This is a genomic window from Rhizobium sp. YIM 134829 (assembly GCF_046546455.1).
The window spans coordinates 269,501-287,806 of record NZ_JBKHKI010000004.1; the positions used below are offsets into that span (position 1 = coordinate 269,501).

General features: G+C 65.0%; 17 protein-coding genes. 10 read left to right on the plus strand and 7 right to left on the minus strand.

From position 1 onward, the window contains the following. Nucleotides 1–23: 23 nt before the first annotated feature. The 3 genes from lspA to ACLE20_RS10115 are packed head-to-tail and all read right to left on the minus strand — an operon-like array spanning nt 24 to nt 2,502. Nucleotides 24–524 (minus strand): signal peptidase II, encoded by a 501-nt coding sequence (lspA, locus tag ACLE20_RS10105; RefSeq protein WP_410940143.1) that lies wholly within the window; start codon nt 522–524, stop codon nt 24–26. After that, complete coding sequence (locus tag ACLE20_RS10110) at nt 521–1,381, minus strand: TrmH family RNA methyltransferase (RefSeq protein ID WP_410940144.1); 861 nt, start codon at nt 1,379–1,381, stop codon at nt 521–523. Before ACLE20_RS10110 ends, lspA begins: the two co-directional genes overlap by 4 nt. Beyond that, nucleotides 1,378–2,502, minus strand: coding sequence for a class I SAM-dependent methyltransferase (locus ACLE20_RS10115; protein ID WP_410940145.1), 1,125 nt, complete (start codon nt 2,500–2,502; stop codon nt 1,378–1,380). Before ACLE20_RS10115 ends, ACLE20_RS10110 begins: the two co-directional genes overlap by 4 nt. Before the next feature lie 144 nt (nt 2,503–2,646). Here ACLE20_RS10115 and ACLE20_RS10120 point away from each other — a divergent pair, with 144 nt between their 5' ends. Further along, entirely contained in the window at nt 2,647–3,105 is a 459-nt protein-coding gene (locus tag ACLE20_RS10120) for a CoxG family protein (protein WP_410940146.1), read from the plus strand. Here the strand turns inward: ACLE20_RS10120 and ACLE20_RS10125 are convergent, their stop codons facing one another. From ACLE20_RS10125 to sppA, 3 genes are all read right to left on the minus strand, one after another. Continuing rightward, complete coding sequence (locus ACLE20_RS10125; RefSeq protein ID WP_410940147.1) at nt 3,106–3,495, minus strand: DUF1049 domain-containing protein; 390 nt, start codon at nt 3,493–3,495, stop codon at nt 3,106–3,108. A 201-nt stretch (nt 3,496–3,696) separates the two neighbouring features. Continuing rightward, complete coding sequence (locus tag ACLE20_RS10130; RefSeq protein ID WP_410940148.1) at nt 3,697–4,014, minus strand: integration host factor subunit beta; 318 nt, start codon at nt 4,012–4,014, stop codon at nt 3,697–3,699. A gap of 171 nt (nt 4,015–4,185) precedes the next feature. Beyond that, a complete protein-coding gene (sppA, locus tag ACLE20_RS10135) occupies nt 4,186–5,142 on the minus strand; it encodes a signal peptide peptidase SppA (protein ID WP_410940149.1) in 957 nt (318 codons plus the stop codon). A gap of 251 nt (nt 5,143–5,393) precedes the next feature. Here sppA and lptC point away from each other — a divergent pair, with 251 nt between their 5' ends. The 8 genes from lptC (at nt 5,394) to ACLE20_RS10175 (ending at nt 12,978) form a co-directional block, all read left to right on the plus strand. Beyond that, nucleotides 5,394–6,065 carry an LPS export ABC transporter periplasmic protein LptC gene (gene lptC / locus ACLE20_RS10140; protein ID WP_410940150.1) on the plus strand — a complete coding sequence of 224 codons (672 nt, stop codon included), beginning with the start codon at nt 5,394–5,396 and terminating at the stop codon, nt 6,063–6,065. Between the two features lie 26 nt (nt 6,066–6,091). Next, a complete protein-coding gene (locus ACLE20_RS10145) occupies nt 6,092–6,649 on the plus strand; it encodes an LptA/OstA family protein (protein WP_410940151.1) in 558 nt (185 codons plus the stop codon). A gap of 96 nt (nt 6,650–6,745) precedes the next feature. Next, nucleotides 6,746–7,495, plus strand: a complete 750-nt coding sequence (gene lptB / locus ACLE20_RS10150; RefSeq protein ID WP_410940233.1) for an LPS export ABC transporter ATP-binding protein — start codon at nt 6,746–6,748, stop codon at nt 7,493–7,495. 368 nt (nt 7,496–7,863) lie between these two features. After that, nucleotides 7,864–9,411, plus strand: coding sequence for an RNA polymerase factor sigma-54 (gene rpoN / locus ACLE20_RS10155; RefSeq protein ID WP_410940152.1), 1,548 nt, complete (start codon nt 7,864–7,866; stop codon nt 9,409–9,411). A gap of 219 nt (nt 9,412–9,630) precedes the next feature. Continuing rightward, on the plus strand, nt 9,631–10,203 hold the full coding sequence (gene hpf, locus ACLE20_RS10160) for a ribosome hibernation-promoting factor, HPF/YfiA family (RefSeq protein ID WP_410940153.1): 573 nt from the start codon (nt 9,631–9,633) through the stop codon (nt 10,201–10,203). 152 nt (nt 10,204–10,355) lie between these two features. Then, nucleotides 10,356–10,820 (plus strand): PTS IIA-like nitrogen regulatory protein PtsN, encoded by a 465-nt coding sequence (ptsN, locus tag ACLE20_RS10165; protein WP_410940154.1) that lies wholly within the window; start codon nt 10,356–10,358, stop codon nt 10,818–10,820. Nucleotides 10,821–10,901: 81 nt separating this feature from the next. Beyond that, nucleotides 10,902–11,669 carry an SDR family NAD(P)-dependent oxidoreductase gene (locus ACLE20_RS10170; protein ID WP_410940155.1) on the plus strand — a complete coding sequence of 256 codons (768 nt, stop codon included), beginning with the start codon at nt 10,902–10,904 and terminating at the stop codon, nt 11,667–11,669. A 34-nt stretch (nt 11,670–11,703) separates the two neighbouring features. Continuing rightward, nucleotides 11,704–12,978, plus strand: coding sequence for a D-arabinono-1,4-lactone oxidase (locus ACLE20_RS10175; protein WP_410940156.1), 1,275 nt, complete (start codon nt 11,704–11,706; stop codon nt 12,976–12,978). Between the two features lie 42 nt (nt 12,979–13,020). Here the strand turns inward: ACLE20_RS10175 and ACLE20_RS10180 are convergent, their stop codons facing one another. Beyond that, the gene (locus ACLE20_RS10180) at nt 13,021–15,306 is read right to left on the minus strand and encodes an NADP-dependent malic enzyme (RefSeq protein WP_410940157.1); all 2,286 of its coding nucleotides are present in this window, start codon (nt 15,304–15,306) and stop codon (nt 13,021–13,023) included. 149 nt (nt 15,307–15,455) lie between these two features. Between ACLE20_RS10180 and mutS the strand changes: the two genes are divergently transcribed. Further along, the gene (gene mutS, locus ACLE20_RS10185; RefSeq protein WP_410940234.1) at nt 15,456–18,161 is read left to right on the plus strand and encodes a DNA mismatch repair protein MutS; all 2,706 of its coding nucleotides are present in this window, start codon (nt 15,456–15,458) and stop codon (nt 18,159–18,161) included. Nucleotides 18,162–18,306 lie beyond the last annotated feature (145 nt).

Sequence of the window (18,306 nt, forward strand, 5' to 3'; positions counted from 1 at the left end):
TGCTTGATTGATTCGACCGTCTTTTAGCGATCAGCTGCCGTCTTGCGGCGGGCCTGCAGCAGTTCATCCAGCACAATCGCGCCGGCACCGACGCTGATCAGCGCATCGGCAAGATTGAAGACGGCGAAGGACCAGGTCTCGGTGTAGAAGAGGATGTAGTCGATCACATAGCCGTAGAGGAACCGGTCGATGAGGTTGCCGAGCGCGCCGGCGATGATCATTGCATAGCCGAGATGGGCGAAGAACCGGTCCTTCGGCGTGCGGCGCCAGAGCCACAGCACGAAGGCAACAACGACGAGCCGCATGCCGACGATGAACCAGCCTTCCATGCCGGACAGCATGGAGAAGGCGACGCCGTAATTATAGGTGCGGTAGAGCGCGAGCATGGGAATGACATGCACCGCCTGCTCCATGGGCAGGGTCGCCTCCACCAGCTGCTTGATTGCCTGGTCGGCAATCAGCGCCAGGAGGATGAAGAGGGCGATCGGCAGCGGCCGGGAAAAGAGGGCGGGGCGTGCGCTCACGGGGCCGGCTCCAGCGAGAGAAGATGACGGCGGGCTTCGAAGAGCATGATGCCGGTGGCGATCGCCAGGTTGAGTGAATCGGCCCGGCCCGCTTGCGGAATGCGCGCCAGTCGGTCGGCGCCCTTTGCCAGGTCCTCCGGCAGGCCGGCCTGCTCATTGCCCATCAGCAGCACGGTCGGCCGGGCGCGATAATCGATGGTGCGATAGTCGACGGCGCCGGCGAGATGTGTGGCCACCACCTGCGCGCCGGAGCCGCGGCTCCAGGCAAGGAATTCCGCCGCGCTTGCCCGGGTAACCGGCATGGCGAAGACGGAGCCCATCGTGGCTCGCACGGTTTCCAGCGAGAAGGGATCGGTGGTCTCGCCGACGAGGATGACGCCGGCGGCACCCGCCGCATCCGCCGTGCGGATGATCGTGCCGAGATTGCCGGGGTCACGGACCCGGTCGAGCGCCACATAGGTTTCGCCCTTTTGCGGCGTCACATCCTTGAGCGAGCGATAGCGCTGGTCGAAGATCCCGACCACCATCTGCGGATTGTCGCGCCGGGTGACGGTGGCGATCACCTTCTCGCTCACCTCCAGCACAAGGCCGCCGCGGGCAACGGTCTTCGCCGCCACCTCGTCGACCACGGCCTTGCCCTTGGCGGCCTTGGCGTAAACGAGTGTGCGGATCGTCCAGCCGAGATCGAGCGCGTCGATGACGAGCTTCAGCCCCTCGGCCAGAAACGTCCCGCTCTCGTCGCGCGCCTTCTTCTGGGTCAGCGCGCGGATGTCCTTGATGATCGGATTGGCGAGGCTGGTCACCTCCTTCACCTGGCCGACTCGGCCGGTGGGCGACGTACGATCGTCCGGCTTCATGCGGGCACCCATCGGCTGAAAAGGGAGGTGGAGAGGGCGCGCCCGGAGCCTTCTTCGTCGGGTCCGGTCTCGCGCAGGATCAGTTCGCCGGACTCGACCCGTCCGCCGCGGCCGCGCATCGTTTCGCGCATCAGCTCGTGGATGGCATAGAAGCTGGCGCGGATCGAATAGGCTGTCAGCACCAGTCCTTCCGCTTGCGGCGAGAGGATTTCCCGGCAGGTATCGAGCATGGCAGGCAGATGGTCGAAGAGCTGCCAGACCTCGCCATTCGGCCCGCGGCCGAACTTGGGCGGATCGGTGAGGATGATGTCGTAAAGGCTGCCGCGGCGCGCCTCGCGCTGGATGAACTTCATCGCATCGTCGCAGATCCAGCGGATGGGCAGATGATCGGCCCGACCGAGCGCCTGGTTCTCGCGCGCCCAGCCGATCGCCTTCTTCGAGGCATCGACATGGGTCACCTCCGCCCCGGCCGTTGCGGCGATCAGCGAGGCAACGCCGGTATAGCCGAAGAGATTGAGCACCTTGAGCGGCCGACGCGCCTCTTCGATGCGCTCTTTCATCCAGGCCCAATGCGCCATCTGCTCCGGAAAGACGCCAACATGGCGGAAGGCGGTGAAGCGCCCGAGGAATTCTGCATCGAGAAGCCGCATCGGCCAGGTCTCGCCAAGCAGCATCTTGGGAAAGCGCCAGCGGCCCATGCCGTCTTCATCCGTGTCACCGGTGAAGACGGCGTCCGCCTTGTCCCACAGCGCAGGGGCGGCCTTGGGCCAGAGGGCCTGGGCCTCAGGGCGAACGATGAGATAGGGGCCATAGCGCTCGAGCTTCAGCCCGTCGCCGCTGTCGATCAGCGCATAATCCTCTGCTGCCGCCGTTTCGAGGATCAGCGGCACGTGCTCATCCGGCGCGGCGCCGGCTCGGCGTTCGAGCGACAGCCGCGGCGCCGCTGTTGCCCTGACGTCCGATGCGGCAGTCGTGGCATGGGCGGCGCGCCCACCGGCTACGGGTCTGGCGGTCTTGGCCGCGGCGAGAGACGGCTTGGGCGAGGGTCCGCGCGGCGCATCGGGGCGCCGGCGTTTCGTCTCGTCGGGCCGGCCTCCCGGGCGTCTGGTCTTGTCCTTCAAGGAGCCGTGCCTTCTCGTCGTTTCGGGCCACATGTCATGATCCGGCTGCAAATAGCATCGCCGCCGCTCTTGGCAAAGTCCTATCCCAACTTACATTCGAGCGCCCGGGCGCATGCACGGACTGGATCTTGAAGGGGACGCTGCATGGAGATGGTCGGGGAGGAACGCATCGCGCTGCCGCGGGCGGATGTCTGGGCGGCGCTGAACGATCCGGCGGTTCTCAAGGCCTGTATTCCCGGCTGCTCGATGCTCGACTGGACCTCGCCCACCACGCTTGATGCGGTGGTGACGGTGAAGTTCGGCTTCGTCTCCATGTCCTTTTCGGGCGTGATCACCCTCTCGGAACTCAACCCGCCGCGGAGCTACCGGATCGAGGGGGAAGGCAAGGGCGGTTTGGCCGGCTTTGCCAAGGGCGGCGCCAATGTCCGGCTTGAGGAGCTGGGCGAAAGGGACACGCGGCTCATCTACGCGATCACCGCCGATGTCTCCGGCAAGCTGGCGCAGCTCGGCTCGAAGCTCGTCTCGTCGGGCGCGAACCGGATCGCCCAACGCTTCTTCGCGGATTTCACCGCCGCAGCGACGGCGAAGGCGCAGTCCGCCTGATCAGCGCGGCTTGGCGGCCAGCAGCCCGGCAGAAGGTGCGGCGGACAATGTCGGGGTAGCCGCAGGAGCAGGGGCGGGCTGGGCGGCCGCAGCCTCCGCGCGCCGCTTCTCGGCCTCCTGATGCCACTTCAGGGCCTCGCTCGCCTCGGTCCGGGCGCGGCGGCGGTACTTGCCCTGGCTGAACCAGGTGGCGGCCGCGCCGATCAGCAGGCCGAGAATCAGCGCAAGAAACAGGAAGACATAGAAGGGCGCGTTGAATGCCAGAACCGTATCGGCGGGATCGAACGGGTTGAAGGCGAGCTTGACCGACTGTCGATTGGCGACGCAGAGCACGATGAGAATGATGCCGAGCGGCACGAACACCACGACATTGATCACTTTTCCCAGCATAGAAATCTCCGCGAAACAGGTGCCGCACCACGCCTTGTGAACCGGCTCTCACACGTTTGCCGCATCCGCTCAGTCGCGGCTTAAGGGTCGAGCATGAGACCGAGGCGTGGTCGAGCGGGAAGATAGGGCAGCACTCGGCATCGTGAACAGGGGCATGCGATCAACATCCGCTTTTCGCGCGGAAGGGGTCGGACGCCGCTCTCAATCTTCGTCGACGTCGATGTCCAGATCGGGATCCGAGCCCGGATTCAGCCGCTCCCGCAGCTCCTTGCCGGTCTTGAAGAACGGTACCCACTTTTCCTCGACGAAGACACTGTCGCCGGTGCGCGGGTTGCGGCCGGAGCGGGATGGGCGGTTCTTGACCGAGAAGGCCCCGAAGCCGCGCAGCTCGACGCGATTGCCCGCCGAGAGCGCATCAGTGATCTCGTCGAGAACGGCGTTGACGATGTTTTCGACATCGCGGTGATAGAGATGGGGATTGCGCGCCGCAACGATCTGAACCAGTTCCGACTTGATCACCCGCCACCCCTTTGTGGATTGTCTGTCTTGAACCGAGCGCTGCAGCCCTGCCGCGCCCTTCTCCAGTCCTGCATGCTCATGTCCGTCATGCAGGCATCGGCCAGGGCAAGAGATCCGGCCGATCGATGATCGTTGTCCCTTGCCCGCCCCAAGCCTTGGCCGCCGGCAGTCTCAGCGGCCTTCAACCTGCCAAACGGAAACAAGACCGTCAAGAAACAACTTGTTTGCGCCGAGCGCCGGTAGCGTACCAGCAAGACGCGCCGGGTCGAGGCCGAGGGCCTGGGCGATCACCGCGCTCAAGGACCCGAGCCCGAAGGGCAGGCTGTTGCTCGGCGGCTCCCAATCGACGATCGGCAGGTCCTTCGCGACATTCCGGCTTTCGAGGAAGCGGCGGAGCGCCGGCTCGCCGCCCAGCTCATCGACGAGCTTCAGCCCGACGGCCTGGCGGCCGGTGAAGATACGGCCATCGGCAAGAGCCTGCGCTTCGGGCCGTGGCAGGCGGCGCCGCTCGGCGACGAGATCGACGAACCAGGCGTAACTGTCGTCGATCATCGCCTGGATGACGGCCTTGGCCTCGTCGCTCGGCGGATGGAAGGGGTTGGGCTCGGCCTTCAGCGGCGAGGATTTGATCTCCTCGAGCGACACGCCGATCTTGTCCATCAGCGTCTTGACCTGCGGGTATTGGAAGAGGACGCCGATCGAGCCTGTGATCGAGGTGTCGCCAGCGATGATCCGGTCGCCCGCAAGCGCGATCATATAGCCCGCCGAGGCGGCAAGCGTGCGGACGTCGGAAACGACCGGCTTTTTCTCCGCCACCTTGCGGATCGCGTCATAGAGCACTTCGCCGCCGAAGGTGGAGCCGCCCGGCGAGTTGACGCTGACGATCAGGCCCTTGACCGCATTGGTCTCGGCAATGCGCGTCAACCGCTCCACCAGCTCACGGTCGTCGAGGATCACGCCGGAAATGGTGACGCGGGCGATATGATCCCGCCCGACGCCCGCATCCCCTCGCGAAAAGACAAGCCAGGCGACGACGGCCGCCAGCACGATCAGCAGAATGGTTGCAAGACGCCAGAAGCCGAGCTTGCGGCGCAGCTGCCGCCGATCGGCAAAACCCAATTGGTCCATGAAAGAGCCCTCGTTCGGCCACCAGCCCGGACGACGTCCGAGGCGGCAGGCGGACATCGCTCTTACGCGAGAAATACGCAAAGAGGAATGGGAGCTACGTGAAGCGACGGGCAGAGGGGTCCGTTCGCGCGGCTTTCCGAAAGATTCGGACGCTCCATTGTCTCTCTTTCAAACAATCTCCATATTCGTTGCACTATTCAGCAGGCGCGCGCCGACGACGGCTGCTGACATCGAGCAACAAGACGGTTCCCATGGCGAATGATGTGCATTTCCCCGGCGCCCTGCCGCATTCAGGGCCGACCGTCACCGATGCCTATGCGCGCGCCGCGCGTCATTCGCGCCGGGTGCGACGGCTGAAGATTGCCTTGCCGCTGGTGGCCGTCGCGATTGCGGCGGTCTTCGTCGCGGTTTCCGTCGTGCGCGCCTTTCTGCCCGAGGAGCTCCAGATCGAGACCGCGACCATCGAGAACGGCAAGATCGTCATGCAGAACCCGGCGATCTCCGGGCGCAACAAGCAGGACATCAGCTATTCGATGCGCGCCGAGCGGGCCCTGCAGGATATCGCCAACCCCAACATGATCACGCTTGAAAAGATCCGCGCCGAGATGCCGGTCAATGACAAGACGACCGCGACGGTCGATGCGGCGAGCGGCATCTATGACCGCGGCGCCAACACGCTCAATATGAACGCGCCCTTTACAATTGCCCTCAACAGCGGCGTAACCGCTGACTTCCGTTCTGCCTATCTCGACATCAATGCCGGCGAGATGCGCAGCGAGGCGCCGATCGCCATCAGCATGCAGGGCGGTTCGATTGTTGCGCAGTCCTTGAAGATGACGGATAAGGGAAAAGTCATAACCTTTGAGGGTATGGTGAAGGTCGTCGTGGATCCCAAGACGATCCGCAAGACTGCTCAGAACTAACGCGTCACTCGAACCCGGTGCACCTGATGTCGGCCTATCGCTCGTCCCGAAAAGTTTTTCTGAAAGCAATTCCTTTCGCAGCCGTGGTTCTCGCGGCGGCTTTCCCGGCTCTCGCGCAGCAGGCGACCAGCCGCATGAGTGGCCTCAAGCTTTCCAATGATCAGCCGATTCAGATCGAGAGCGACAAGCTGGAGATCAAGGATCCCGAAAGCAAGGCGATCTTCACCGGCAATGTGAAGGTGGTGCAGGGTGCCACCACGTTGCAGGCGGGCAACATGGTCGTCTATTACAAGTCCGGCGGCGGCTCGATCTCCGGCGGCAATGCGCAGATCGACCGGATCGAGGTGGACAAGAAGGTCTTCCTGCAATCCGGCACCCAGCAGGCAACGGCCGATACCGGCCAGTTCAACATGGCCCAGCAGACGCTGGTGCTGAAGGGCAAGCAGGTGGTGCTGTCGGAAGGCAAGAATGTCTTCACGGGCTGCCAGCTCAATGTCAGCATGGCGACCGGCGAGGCCCAGCTCGAGGCCTGCGGCGGGCGGGTCCAGATCCAGCTCGATCCGAAGTCGCAAAAGACCAACTGATCCACCGCACCATCCAGGACAGCCGGACAGACCGTGGCCCTTCCCTCCCTCCGAAAGCGCAAGGCGCCCGACGCGCCTGCGAGCGCTCCCGATCCTTTGTCAGCGGCCGAAAAGGCGCGCTATGAGGGCACGCTCATTGCGCGCGGCCTGACGAAGGCCTATCGCGACCGGCGCGTCGTCAACGGCGTCTCGCTCGTTGTCCGGCGGGGCGAGGCGGTCGGCCTGCTCGGTCCGAACGGCGCGGGCAAGACGACGTGCTTCTACATGATCACCGGTCTCGTGCCGGTCGACGAAGGCTCGATCGAGATCAACGGCAACGACGTGACGACGATGCCGATGTATCGTCGCGCCCGGCTCGGCGTCGGCTATCTGCCACAGGAAGCCTCGATCTTTCGCGGGCTGACGGTGGAGGAGAACATCCGCGCCGTGCTGGAGCTGCATGAGAAGGACCGCAGCCGCCAGGACATCAAGCTGCGCGGCCTGCTCGAAGAATTCTCGATCTCGCATCTGCGCAAGGCCGCTGCCGTTTCTCTGTCGGGCGGTGAGCGGCGCCGGCTCGAGATCGCCCGGGCGCTCTCGACCGATCCCACCTTCATGCTGCTCGACGAGCCTTTTGCCGGCGTCGACCCCATTTCGGTTGCCGACATCCAGGCGCTGGTGCGGCATCTGACCTCGCGCGGCATCGGCGTTCTGATTACCGATCACAATGTCCGTGAAACGCTGGGGCTGATCGACCGAGCCTATATCATCCATGCCGGCGAAGTGCTGACCCATGGCCGGGCGGACGACATCGTCAACAATCCGGATGTCCGACGGCTCTATCTCGGCGACAATTTCAGCCTTTGAAGACGGAGTTGCCTGTCGCGGATCGTCAGGAAAATTGTCGACCCGCGCCATCCGGCTCTTGACGGATCGCCCCTTTCGCGCGACCTTCCGCATCAATCAAGGCCTGCTTAACAAGCTGATCTCAATCAAAGATCGGGATCCGGCGACGTGCCGGGTCTCGGCGAATCCTCATGCCCTGCTCGGGTGTGGTTTGCGCGCTGGATCACTGACCGTTTCGTGCTTCTCGGCGCCTGATAAACGAAGCCCGTACACTGACGCTTGACCAAACCGATTTTATAAGCAATTTTTGGGCCAGTTCCGCGGCCGGATGAAAAGCTTTCAGAAAAAGACCGGCGACGAACGGACAGTTCGGGGAGTTTCGCGTTCCTATGGCATTGTCGGCCAGCCTCTTCCTGCGCCAGAACCAGACCCTGGCCATGACTCCGCAGCTGATGCAGTCCATCCAGTTGCTGCAGATGACCCATCTCGAACTGACCCAGTTCATTGAGCAGGAGGTGGAGAAGAACCCGCTCCTCGAATTCGTATCAGACAACGAGGCGCCCGCGGAACTCGGCCGGCACGAGCGGGACGAGAGCGATGCCGAAGGCCGGGAGGTGAGCGGCTTCGATGGCGCCGATCTCTACGAGGGCACCACGACCGGCAGCGCCGAGCGCCTGAGCGAGGCGCTGGACGAGAGTTTCGAGAATGTCTTCCCGGATGACAGGGCCCCACAGCGCGCCGACGCGCCGGAACTCCTCAGCCAGTGGAAGTCGATGCCGGGCGGCGGCGATGCCGATGTCGGCGACGGGTTCGACCTCGAAGACTTTGTCGCCAGCCGCCAGACGCTGCGCGAGGCGCTGACCGAACAGGTCCCCTTCAGCCTGACGAGCGTGCGCGACCGGCTGATCGCCCAGCATCTGATCGACCAGCTCGACGAGGCCGGCTATCTTCATGCGGATCTCGCCGATATTGCGCTTCGGCTCGGATGCCGGATCGGCGAGGTCGAAGCCGTGCTTTCCACCGTTCAGCGCTTTGATCCGCCGGGCGTCTTCGCCCGCTCGCTCGGCGAGTGCCTGGCGATCCAGCTCCGCCTGCGCGATAGGCTCGATCCGGCCATGGCGGCGCTGATCGATCATCTCGATCTCCTGGCGCGGCGCGACTTCCAGAGCTTGAAAAAGCTCTGCGGCGTCGACGAGGAGGATCTGATCGACATGCTGGCCGAGATCCGCACGCTCGATCCCAAGCCCGGCACCTGCTTTGAAACGTCGCCCTGCGAGGCGATCGTGCCCGACATCATCGTCCGCGCGGCGCCGGACGGGACCTGGGCGGTGGAGCTCAACCCGGAAACCCTGCCGCGTGTCCTCGTCAACCAGGTCTATTACACGACCGTCGCCCGCCACGCGCCGAAGAACAGCAGCGACCAGAGCTTCCTCTCCGAATGCCTACAGAACGCCAACTGGCTGGTCCGCAGCCTCGACCAGCGTGCCAGGACCATCATGAAGGTCGCGACGGAGATCGTGCGCCAGCAGGATGCCTTCCTGCTCTATGGCGTCGATCATCTGCGGCCGCTCAATCTCAAGACCATTGCCGACGCGATCAAGATGCATGAATCGACCGTCAGCCGCGTCACCTCCAACAAATATATCCTGACGCCCCGCGGCGTCTTCGAGCTCAAATATTTCTTCACCGTGTCGATCGGCTCGGCGGAGGGCGGGGACGCGCATTCGGCCGAGGCGGTGCGTCACCGGATCCGCAACATGATCGTGCTGGAAAGCCCGGAAGCCGTGCTCTCGGACGACGATATCGTCGACAGTCTGAAGAAGAGCGGCATCGAGCTCGCGCGCCGCACGGTCGCCAAGTATCGTGAAGCCATGAACATCCCATCCTCGGTTCAGCGCCGGCGCGAAAAGCGGGCGCTTGCCAAGGCCATGGCCTGACACGTCAGGATTACAGGGTTCTGGCCGGCGGCGCCGGTCGGTTGACTCCCTGTGCCGCCTGTCGTAATGGCCCGCCCCAGATTGGTGCGATCAGCAAGGCAGACTTTGCCAAACCTTGCCGATCACGCCACAGTCAGCGCCGTCCCGTCTGAATCGCTTGGAGGTCGGGGGCGCTTGGAATAAACTGACACCCGCAAATCACGAAAGAGAGGAAACTCCATGAGTGTGCGTGTGTCCGGTAAACATATGGAAATCGGCGAAAGCTTCCGCCTTCGTATCGAGGACCAGATCTCCCAGGCGGTAACGAAATATTTCGACGGAGGTTATTCGAGCCAGGTCACAGTGGAAAAATCCGGGGCGCGGTTCAGCGCGGACTGCAAGGTCCATCTGGATTCCGGCGCGACATTGCAGGCAAACGGTCAGGCCAACGACCCGCAGGCTGCCTTTGACGCCGCATCCGACCGCATTGCCAAGCGCATCCGGCGCTACAAGCGCAGGCTCAAGGATCACCACAGTGGCAACGGCCACGGCAGCTACGAGATTGCCTACACCGTGATGGACTCGATCCCCGACGAGGACGAGGAACTGCCGGAGGATTTCGCACCCACCATCGTGGCAGAAAGCTCCAAGCAGATCCGCACCATGTCGGTGGCCAATGCCGTGATGGCGCTCGATATGACCGACGACCCGGTGTTGATGTTCAAGAGCCCCGGCAAGGAAGACCTCAACATCGTCTATCGCCGGACGGACGGGAATATCGGCTGGATCGACGCAGCCAACATGAAGGGCTGAACAGGCGCGCAGCGAGAAGCCCTTTCAAAGGCTGGCTGCGCAGAACCCGATCGGGACGGGCGAGCGGAACAGCCGCCCGGCCGGATCGGTTGAAGAGGATCGCGCCGGCGGCAGGGCTGCCGGCGTCAGCCTCATAAACGAGGGACTACGACATGGCATTGGCAGGTCTCCTGCAACAGGATGCGATCCTCCCCGCTCTGAGGGCCCAGACCAAGAAGCAGCTGCTTCAGGAACTGTCGGCCAAGGCGGCGAAGATCACGGGCCTGCCCGAGCGCGAAATCTTTGACGTCATCCTCCAGCGCGAACGCCTTGGTTCCACCGGCGTCGGCAATGGCATCGCCATCCCGCATGGCAAGCTGCCCGGTCTCGACCAGATCGTGGGCATCTTTGCCCGGCTGGAGTCTCCCGTCGATTTCGAAGCGCTGGATGACCAGCCGGTCGATCTGGCCTTCCTGCTGCTGGCACCCGAAGGGGCCGGCGCGGATCATCTCAAGGCGCTGTCGCGCATCGCCCGCGTGCTGCGGGATTCCGACATGGTGGCCCGCCTGCGTGGCACCGATTCCGCCACCGCCATCTATGCGTTCCTGAGCGACGACCAGACCTCCAACGCCGCCTGATCAAACTCGTCTTGCTGCCATATCGACAGCGGCCCGCTTCTCTCCGATACTGCCTTCAAACAAAGAAGGTGGGGACAGGGCATGGCAGGCAGGCTGGCGGGGAAGGTGGCGTTGATCAGCGGGGGCGCCGGCGGCTGCGGCCAGGCGGCCTCCGAACTCTTTGCGCGGGAAGGGGCGCGGGTCGGCATCGTCGACCTGCCGAGAAGCCGCGGGGCGGAGCTTGCCGAACAGATCCGCGCAGCGGGCGGCGAGGCGATCTTCGCGCCCGCCGACGTCTCGGTCTCCGCTGAGGTGACCGCGGCCGTCAAGGCCGTCGAAGCCGCCTTCGGTCCGATCACCGTTCTCTTCAACCATGCCGGCATCCTGGCCGTCGGGCCCTTTCTCGAGGTCGAAGAGGAGGAGTGGGACCGGCTGATGGCCGTCAATGTCCGCTCCATGTTCCTGATGACCAAGGCGGTGCTGCCCGGCATGATCGCCGCTGGCGGCGGCAGCATCGTTTCTACCTCTTCCATCTCCGCTGTGGCGGCGACGCCGATGGAGGTGCTCTACGACACCACAAAGGGCGCCTGCCATATGTTTGCCCGCGCCATCGCAGTCGAGTTTCGCGATCGCGGCATCCGCTCCAATGCGGTCTGCCCCGGCTTCATCGCCACCGACCACGGCAAGCGCGAGCTGGTTGGGCTGGCGAAATATGGCGTCGATGTTTCCGATGCGGCGATCGCCGCCCAGCAGGGGCGCATGTGCGAGCCGATCGAGGTTGCGCAGGCTGCGCTGTTCCTCGCCAGCGACGAGGCGAGCTTCATCAACGGCACCCATCTCTTCGTCGATAACGGCTTCACCGCCGTCTGAGCGGCGTGGCCAAGTGAGCCTGAGGGAGAACGGCATGGACAGTGGGATCGGCAAGAGTTTGGAGAGCGAAAGCGGCCTCAGTGCCGGCGGGCACTGGCGCAACTGGGTGGGGAATCAGTCCTGCATCGTGCGCCGTCGCGGCGCGCCGACGAGCGAGGCGGAGCTCTCGCAGATGGTGGCCACGGCAGCCGGCGAGGGACTTGCCGTCCGCTGCGCCGGCTCCGGCCATTCCTTTACGCCGGTGGCGCTGACGAGCGGGCTGCATCTGACGCTCTCCGGCATGCAGGGGGTCACCGGCATCGACCATGAGCGCAAGCGCGTTTCGGTCTCGGCCGGCACGACCATCAACACGCTCGGCAAGATTTTGAAGCAGAACGGCCTGTCACTGATCAACCAGGGTGACATCGACAGCCAGGCGCTGGCCGGCGCGCTGACCACGGGCACGCATGGCACGGGCGCTGCGCTCGGCAACATGGCTTCGCAGATCGTCGGCATGCGGCTCGTCCAGCCGGATGGCAGCATCCTCGTGGTCGACGAGCGGGACCCGGATCTCCTCAACGCCGCCCGTGTCTCGGTCGGCATGCTGGGCGTGATCTCCGAAATCACGCTGCAGGCGATGGACAGCTACAATCTGCATGAAAAGCTCTGGCGCTGCACCTTCGAGGAATGCATGGAGCAGCATGACGATCTTGCCGCCAGCCACCGCCATTTCGGCTTCTTCTGGTGCCCGGTTCCGGAAAGCCGGCACTGCTACTGCCTGCCGGACACCGCCTCCGTCTCGACCACCGACCGTCTGCACGATGTCTGCGAGATGAAGGTGATCGACATCACCGATCAGCCGGCGATGGAGCGCGGCTTCGAGAAGATCGCCTATTCCTCGGAGATCTATCCGATCGAATATGTGCCGAATTTCCACGAGCTCGAATATGCCGTGCCCGTGCGCTACGGCAAGGAAGCCTGCCGGCAGGTGCGGGAGCTGATGCTGACCAAGCATCCGACCTGCATCTACCCGATCGAATATCGCTTCACCGCCGGCGACCCCGGCTGGATCAGCCCCTTCTTCGAGCAGGATTCGATCACGCTCTCGGTCTCCGGGGAGCCCGGCACGGATTACTGGACCTATCTGAAGGACGTGGACGATATTCTCCGCCAGTTCGGCTCGCGCCCGCACTGGGGCAAGCTGCATTTCCTGACCGCCGAGGATGTGACGACGCTCTATCCGCGCGCCGCCGACTTCAAGGCGCTGCGGGAGAAGCTCGATCCCGCCGGCATCTTCTTGAACGACCATCTGCGCCAGCTCTTCGCCTGACGCTGCCCGGCCGCAGCTCCGGCCGGGACCTCTCTTTGCGCCTCATCGGCCGGCATTATGCGCGGCGAGCGCCGCCATGTTGACAATATCGGAATCCTTCGCGCCCATCGGCACGATTTGCACCGCCTTGTCGAGGCCGACGAGCAGCGGGCCGATGACGGTCGAACCGCCCAGTTCCTGCAGCATCTTGGTGGAGATCGAGGCCGAGTGGAAGGCGGGCATGACCAGCACGTTGGCGGGGCCGGACAAGCGGCAGAAGGGATATTGCTCCATCAGCTGCGGGTTGAGCGCCACATCCGCCCCCATTTCTCCGTCGAATTCGAAATCGACACGGCGGCGATCCAAAATGTCCACCGCCTCGCGCACCCGCTCCGAGCGCTCGCCGGAGGGATGGCCGAAGGTGGAATAGGCGAGCATGGCGACGCGCGGCACATAGCCGAGCCGGCGGGCAAGGCCCGCGGCCTCCTCGGCGATATCGGCAAGCTCCTCCGCCGTCGGCATGTCGTGGACCGCCGTATCGGCGACTAGAACGTTGCGGCCGCGGCAGAGCGCCAGCGACACGCCGATCACCCGGTGGCCGGGCTTGGGGTCGATGCAGCGGCGCACGTCGTCGAGCGCGGTCGAGTAATTGCGGGTGATCCCCGTCACCATGCCGTCGGCATCGCCGAGCGCCACCATGCAGGCGGCGAAGTGGTTGCGGTCGTGGTTGATCAGCCGCTGCGCATCGCGGAACAGGAAGCCTTTGCGCTGCAGCCTGGCATAGAGATAATCGACATAGGCGCCGGTGCGCTGCGAGATGCGGGCGTTGACGAGCTGAATGCCCGGGCGGTTGAGGTCGATGCCCTCGCGCTCCGCCGTCTCGCGCATCCGGTCTTCCCGGCCGAGCAGCATGGCCGTGCCGAGCTGCTGCGTGGCATAGGCCACCGCCGAGCGCATCATCTGCACCTCCTCGCCTTCGGCAAAGACGATCGTCTTCGGATTGCGGCGCACCCGCTCGAAGATGCGGGTCAGCGTCGAAGCGATCGGGTCGCGCCGGGCGGAAAGCTGGCGGGCGTAGCCGGCGAGATCGGCGATCGGCCTGCGCGCGACGCCGCTTGCGATCGCCGCTTTCGCGACCGCCACCGGAATCGAGGAGATGAGCCGCGGATCGAAGGGGACGGGGATGATGTATTGCGGCCCGAAGCGCGGCCGATTGCCCTGATAGGCGGCGGCCACGTCATCCGGCACGTCTTCCTTGGCGAGCTCGGCCAGCGCGCGGGCGGCGGCGATCTTCATGTCCTCGTTAATGGTCGTCGCGCGGACATCGAGCGCGCCGCGGAACATGTAGGGAAAGCAGAGGACGTTGTTCACCTGGTTCGGATAGTCGGAGCGCCCGGTCGCCATGATCGCGTCGTCGCGGATCGCCGCCACCTCTTCCGGCGTGATTTCCGGATCGGGATTGGCCATGGCGAAGATGATCGGCCGTGGCGCCATGGAGCGGATCATGTCTTCAGAGAAGGCGCCCTTCTGCGACAGGCCGAACACGATGTCGGCGCCCTCCATCGCCTCTTCCAGCGTGCGCCGGTCGGTGCGGGCGGCATGGGCGGATTTCCACTGATTCATGCCCTCGGTGCGGCCCTGATAGATCACGCCCTTGGTGTCGCACATGATGATGTTGTCGGCGTTGAAGCCGAGCGATTTGATGAGCTCGACACAGGCGATCGCCGCGGCACCGGCACCGTTGCAGACGAGCCGCGCCGTCTTCAGGTCGCGGCCCGTCAGTTCCAGCGCGTTGATGAGCCCGGCGGTGGCGATGATCGCCGTTCCGTGCTGGTCGTCATGGAAGACCGGGATATCCATGATCTCGCGCAGCTTCTGCTCGACGATGAAGCATTCCGGCGCCTTGATGTCTTCGAGGTTGATGCCGCCGAAGGAGGGGCCGAGATAGCGCACGCAATTGATGAAGGTCTCCGCATCCTCGGTATCGACTTCCAGGTCGATGGAGTCGACATCGGCGAAGCGCTTGAAGAGCACCGACTTGCCCTCCATCACCGGCTTGGAGGCGAGCGCGCCGAGATTGCCAAGACCCAGAATGGCCGTGCCGTTGGAGATGACGGCGACCATGTTGCCGCGCGTCGTGTAATCATAGGCCGTCGCCGGATCGGCGGCGATCGCCTTGACGGGAACGGCGACGCCCGGCGAATAGGCGAGCGACAGGTCGCGCTGCGTCGCCATCGGCTTGGTAGGCGTGATCTCCAGCTTGCCGGGCCGGCCCTCGGCGTGGAACTGCAGCGCCTCTTGATCCGTCACCGCCGTGCCGCTGCGCCGCGCCTTGCGTTCGTCCACCATGCCGTTTCCTCCCAAGCTTCTGTGGGTGGCCTCCTCGCCTCCCTTCATTCTCGTTGCCTTCTATAGACGCCGATGGCTAGTCTGCCACCTTGTTTTTGGGGTCGGGAATGGCTTTTGTGAGCGATCGGTCATCTTCGGGCGGCGAGGCGATGGGCGAAGATCCGCCGTCTGTCGACAGTCAGGCGGCGCCCCTGAAGGCCACGCCGATGATGGAGCAATATATCGAGATCAAGGCGGCCAATCCGGGCTCGCTGCTCTTTTATCGCATGGGCGATTTCTACGAGCTGTTCTTCGACGATGCGATGGAGGCCTCGCGTGCGCTCGGCATCGTGCTCACCAAGCGCGGCCAGCATCTCGGCCAGGACATCCCCATGTGCGGCGTGCCGATCCATGCCGCCGACGACTATCTGCAGAAACTGATCGCGCTCGGCTACCGCGTCGCCGTCTGCGAGCAGATCGAGGATCCGGCGGAGGCCAAGAAGCGCGGCTCGAAATCGGTCGTGCGGCGTGATGTCGTGCGGCTGGTGACACCCGGCACCATCACCGAAGACAAGCTGCTCGTCGCCTCCGAGAGCAACTATCTGATGGCGCTGACTCGGGTGAGGGGCGGCGCCGGCGCGAACCTGGCACTTGCCTGGATCGATATCTCCACCGGCATCTTCCGCTTGGCGGAGACCAACGAAACGCGGCTGCTCGCCGATATTCTGCGCATCGAGCCGCGCGAGCTAATCCTCGCCGATACGCTGTTTCATGATCCGGAACTCCGCCCCGTGCTGGACGTGATCGGCCGCGTCGCCACCCCGCAGCCGGCCGTGCTCTTCGACAGTGCGACAGCCGAGAATCGTCTCGCCCGCTACTATGGCGTCCAGTCGCTTGATGGGTTCGGGCAGTTCTCGCGGGCCGAACTGGCGGCGGCCTCCGCCGCGGTCGGCTATGTCGAGAAGACCCAGCTCGCCGAGCGGCCGCCGCTCAACATCCCCGAGCGGGAGAACACGGCGGCGACGCTCTTCATCGACCCGGCGACGCGCGCCAATCTGGAACTCGTCAAGACGCTGTCCGGCAGCCGCGAGGGCGCGCTCTTGAAGGCGCTCGACCGCACTGTCACCGGCGGCGGCGCCCGGCTGCTCGCCGAGCGGCTGATGTCGCCGCTGACCGATCCCGAGGCCATCCGCCGCCGGCTCGATTCGGTCGCGGCCATTCTCGACGATCCGACGCTTTGCGCCGACCTGCGAAGCGCCCTGAAGCGCGTGCCGGACATGCCGCGCGCGCTCTCCCGTCTCTCGCTTGGCCGCGGCGGCCCGCGGGATCTGGGCGCCATCCTGGCCGGCACGGGTGCGGCCGCGGAGATCGCCCGCCTCCTGGACGCTGCCGAGCTGCCGGAGGAACTGCTGGAGGCGAAGGCGGCACTTGCCGGCTTGCCGGCCGATCTCGCGACACGGCTGGCGCAGATGCTGGCCGACGACTTGCCGCTGTTGAAGCGCGACGGCAATTTCCTGCGCGATGGCGCCGATGGTGAGCTCGACGAGATGCGCGCGCTGCGCGACCAGTCGCGCCGGGTCATCGCCTCGCTCCAGGCGCGCTATGCCGAGGAGACCGGCCTCAAGGCGCTGAAGATCAAGTACAACAATGTGCTCGGCTATTTCATCGAGGTCACTGCCGGCAATGCCGGACCGCTGACCGAGGGCGAGGCCAAGGCGCGGTTCATCCACCGCCAGACCATGGCGAACGCCATGCGCTTCACGACGACGGAACTGGCGGCGCTCGAAACCAAGATCGCCAACGCTGCCGACCGGGCGCTTGCCATCGAGCATGCCGCCTTCGAGGCCTTGAGCGCCGAGGTGGTCGGCGCGGCCGGCCCGATCAAGTCCGCAGCCGCCGCGCTCGCGGTGCTCGATGTTGCGGCGGGGCTCGCCGTACTCGCCGAGGAGCAGGACTATCGCCGGCCGGTGGTCGATCGCTCGAAGATGTTTCGCATCGAGGGTGGGCGCCATCCGGTCGTCGAGCAGGCGCTGCGCCGCCAGGCGGCCGCGGCCTTCGTCGCCAACCATTGCGATCTCTCACCCGCGAGTGAAACCGGGGATGGCGCGCTGTGGCTGCTGACCGGCCCCAATATGGGCGGCAAGTCCACCTTCCTGCGCCAGAATGCGCTGATCGCGATCATGGCGCAGATGGGGTCCTATGTGCCCGCCACCGCCGCTCATATCGGCACGGTCGACCGGCTGTTCTCGCGTGTCGGCGCCTCAGACGATCTCGCCCGCGGCCGCTCCACCTTCATGGTGGAGATGGTGGAGACGGCGGCGATCCTCAACCAGGCGACCGACCGTTCGCTGGTGATCCTCGACGAGATCGGCCGCGGCACGGCGACCTTCGACGGGCTGTCGATCGCATGGGCGGCGGTGGAGCATCTGCATGAGGCCAATCGCTGCCGCGGCCTGTTCGCGACCCATTTCCACGAGCTGACCGTGCTGTCGGAAAAGCTCCCCCGGCTTTCCAATGTCACCATGCGGGTGAAGGAGTGGGATGGCGAGGTGGTCTTCCTGCACGAGGTCGGGCCGGGGGCGGCCGATCGCTCCTATGGCATCCAGGTCGCGCGTCTTGCCGGGCTTCCGCCGGCCGTGGTGGCCCGGGCGCGCGATGTGCTGGCCAAGCTCGAGGATGCCGACCGCAAGAACCCGGCCAGCCAGCTGATCGACGACCTGCCGCTCTTCCAGGTCGCGTTGCGCCGGGAGGAGGCCGCCCGCGTCAAGCCCTCGGCGGTCGAGGCGCGGCTGAAAGCGCTCAACCTCGACGACATGACCCCGCGCGAGGCGATGGACGCGCTCTACGCGCTGAAGTCGGAGCTGGCAAAAGGCTGACGGCCGCCTCACCTCAGCGCCGCAAGGGGCTTGACCTTGGCCCGGCGAGAGACGATGTCTGCGCCAACGAGAGCTGCGCTGCGGCGAAAGGGGAGACCAGATCTCCCACAGCGACGAGCGAAACGACTTGGCAAGGCTTCTTGTT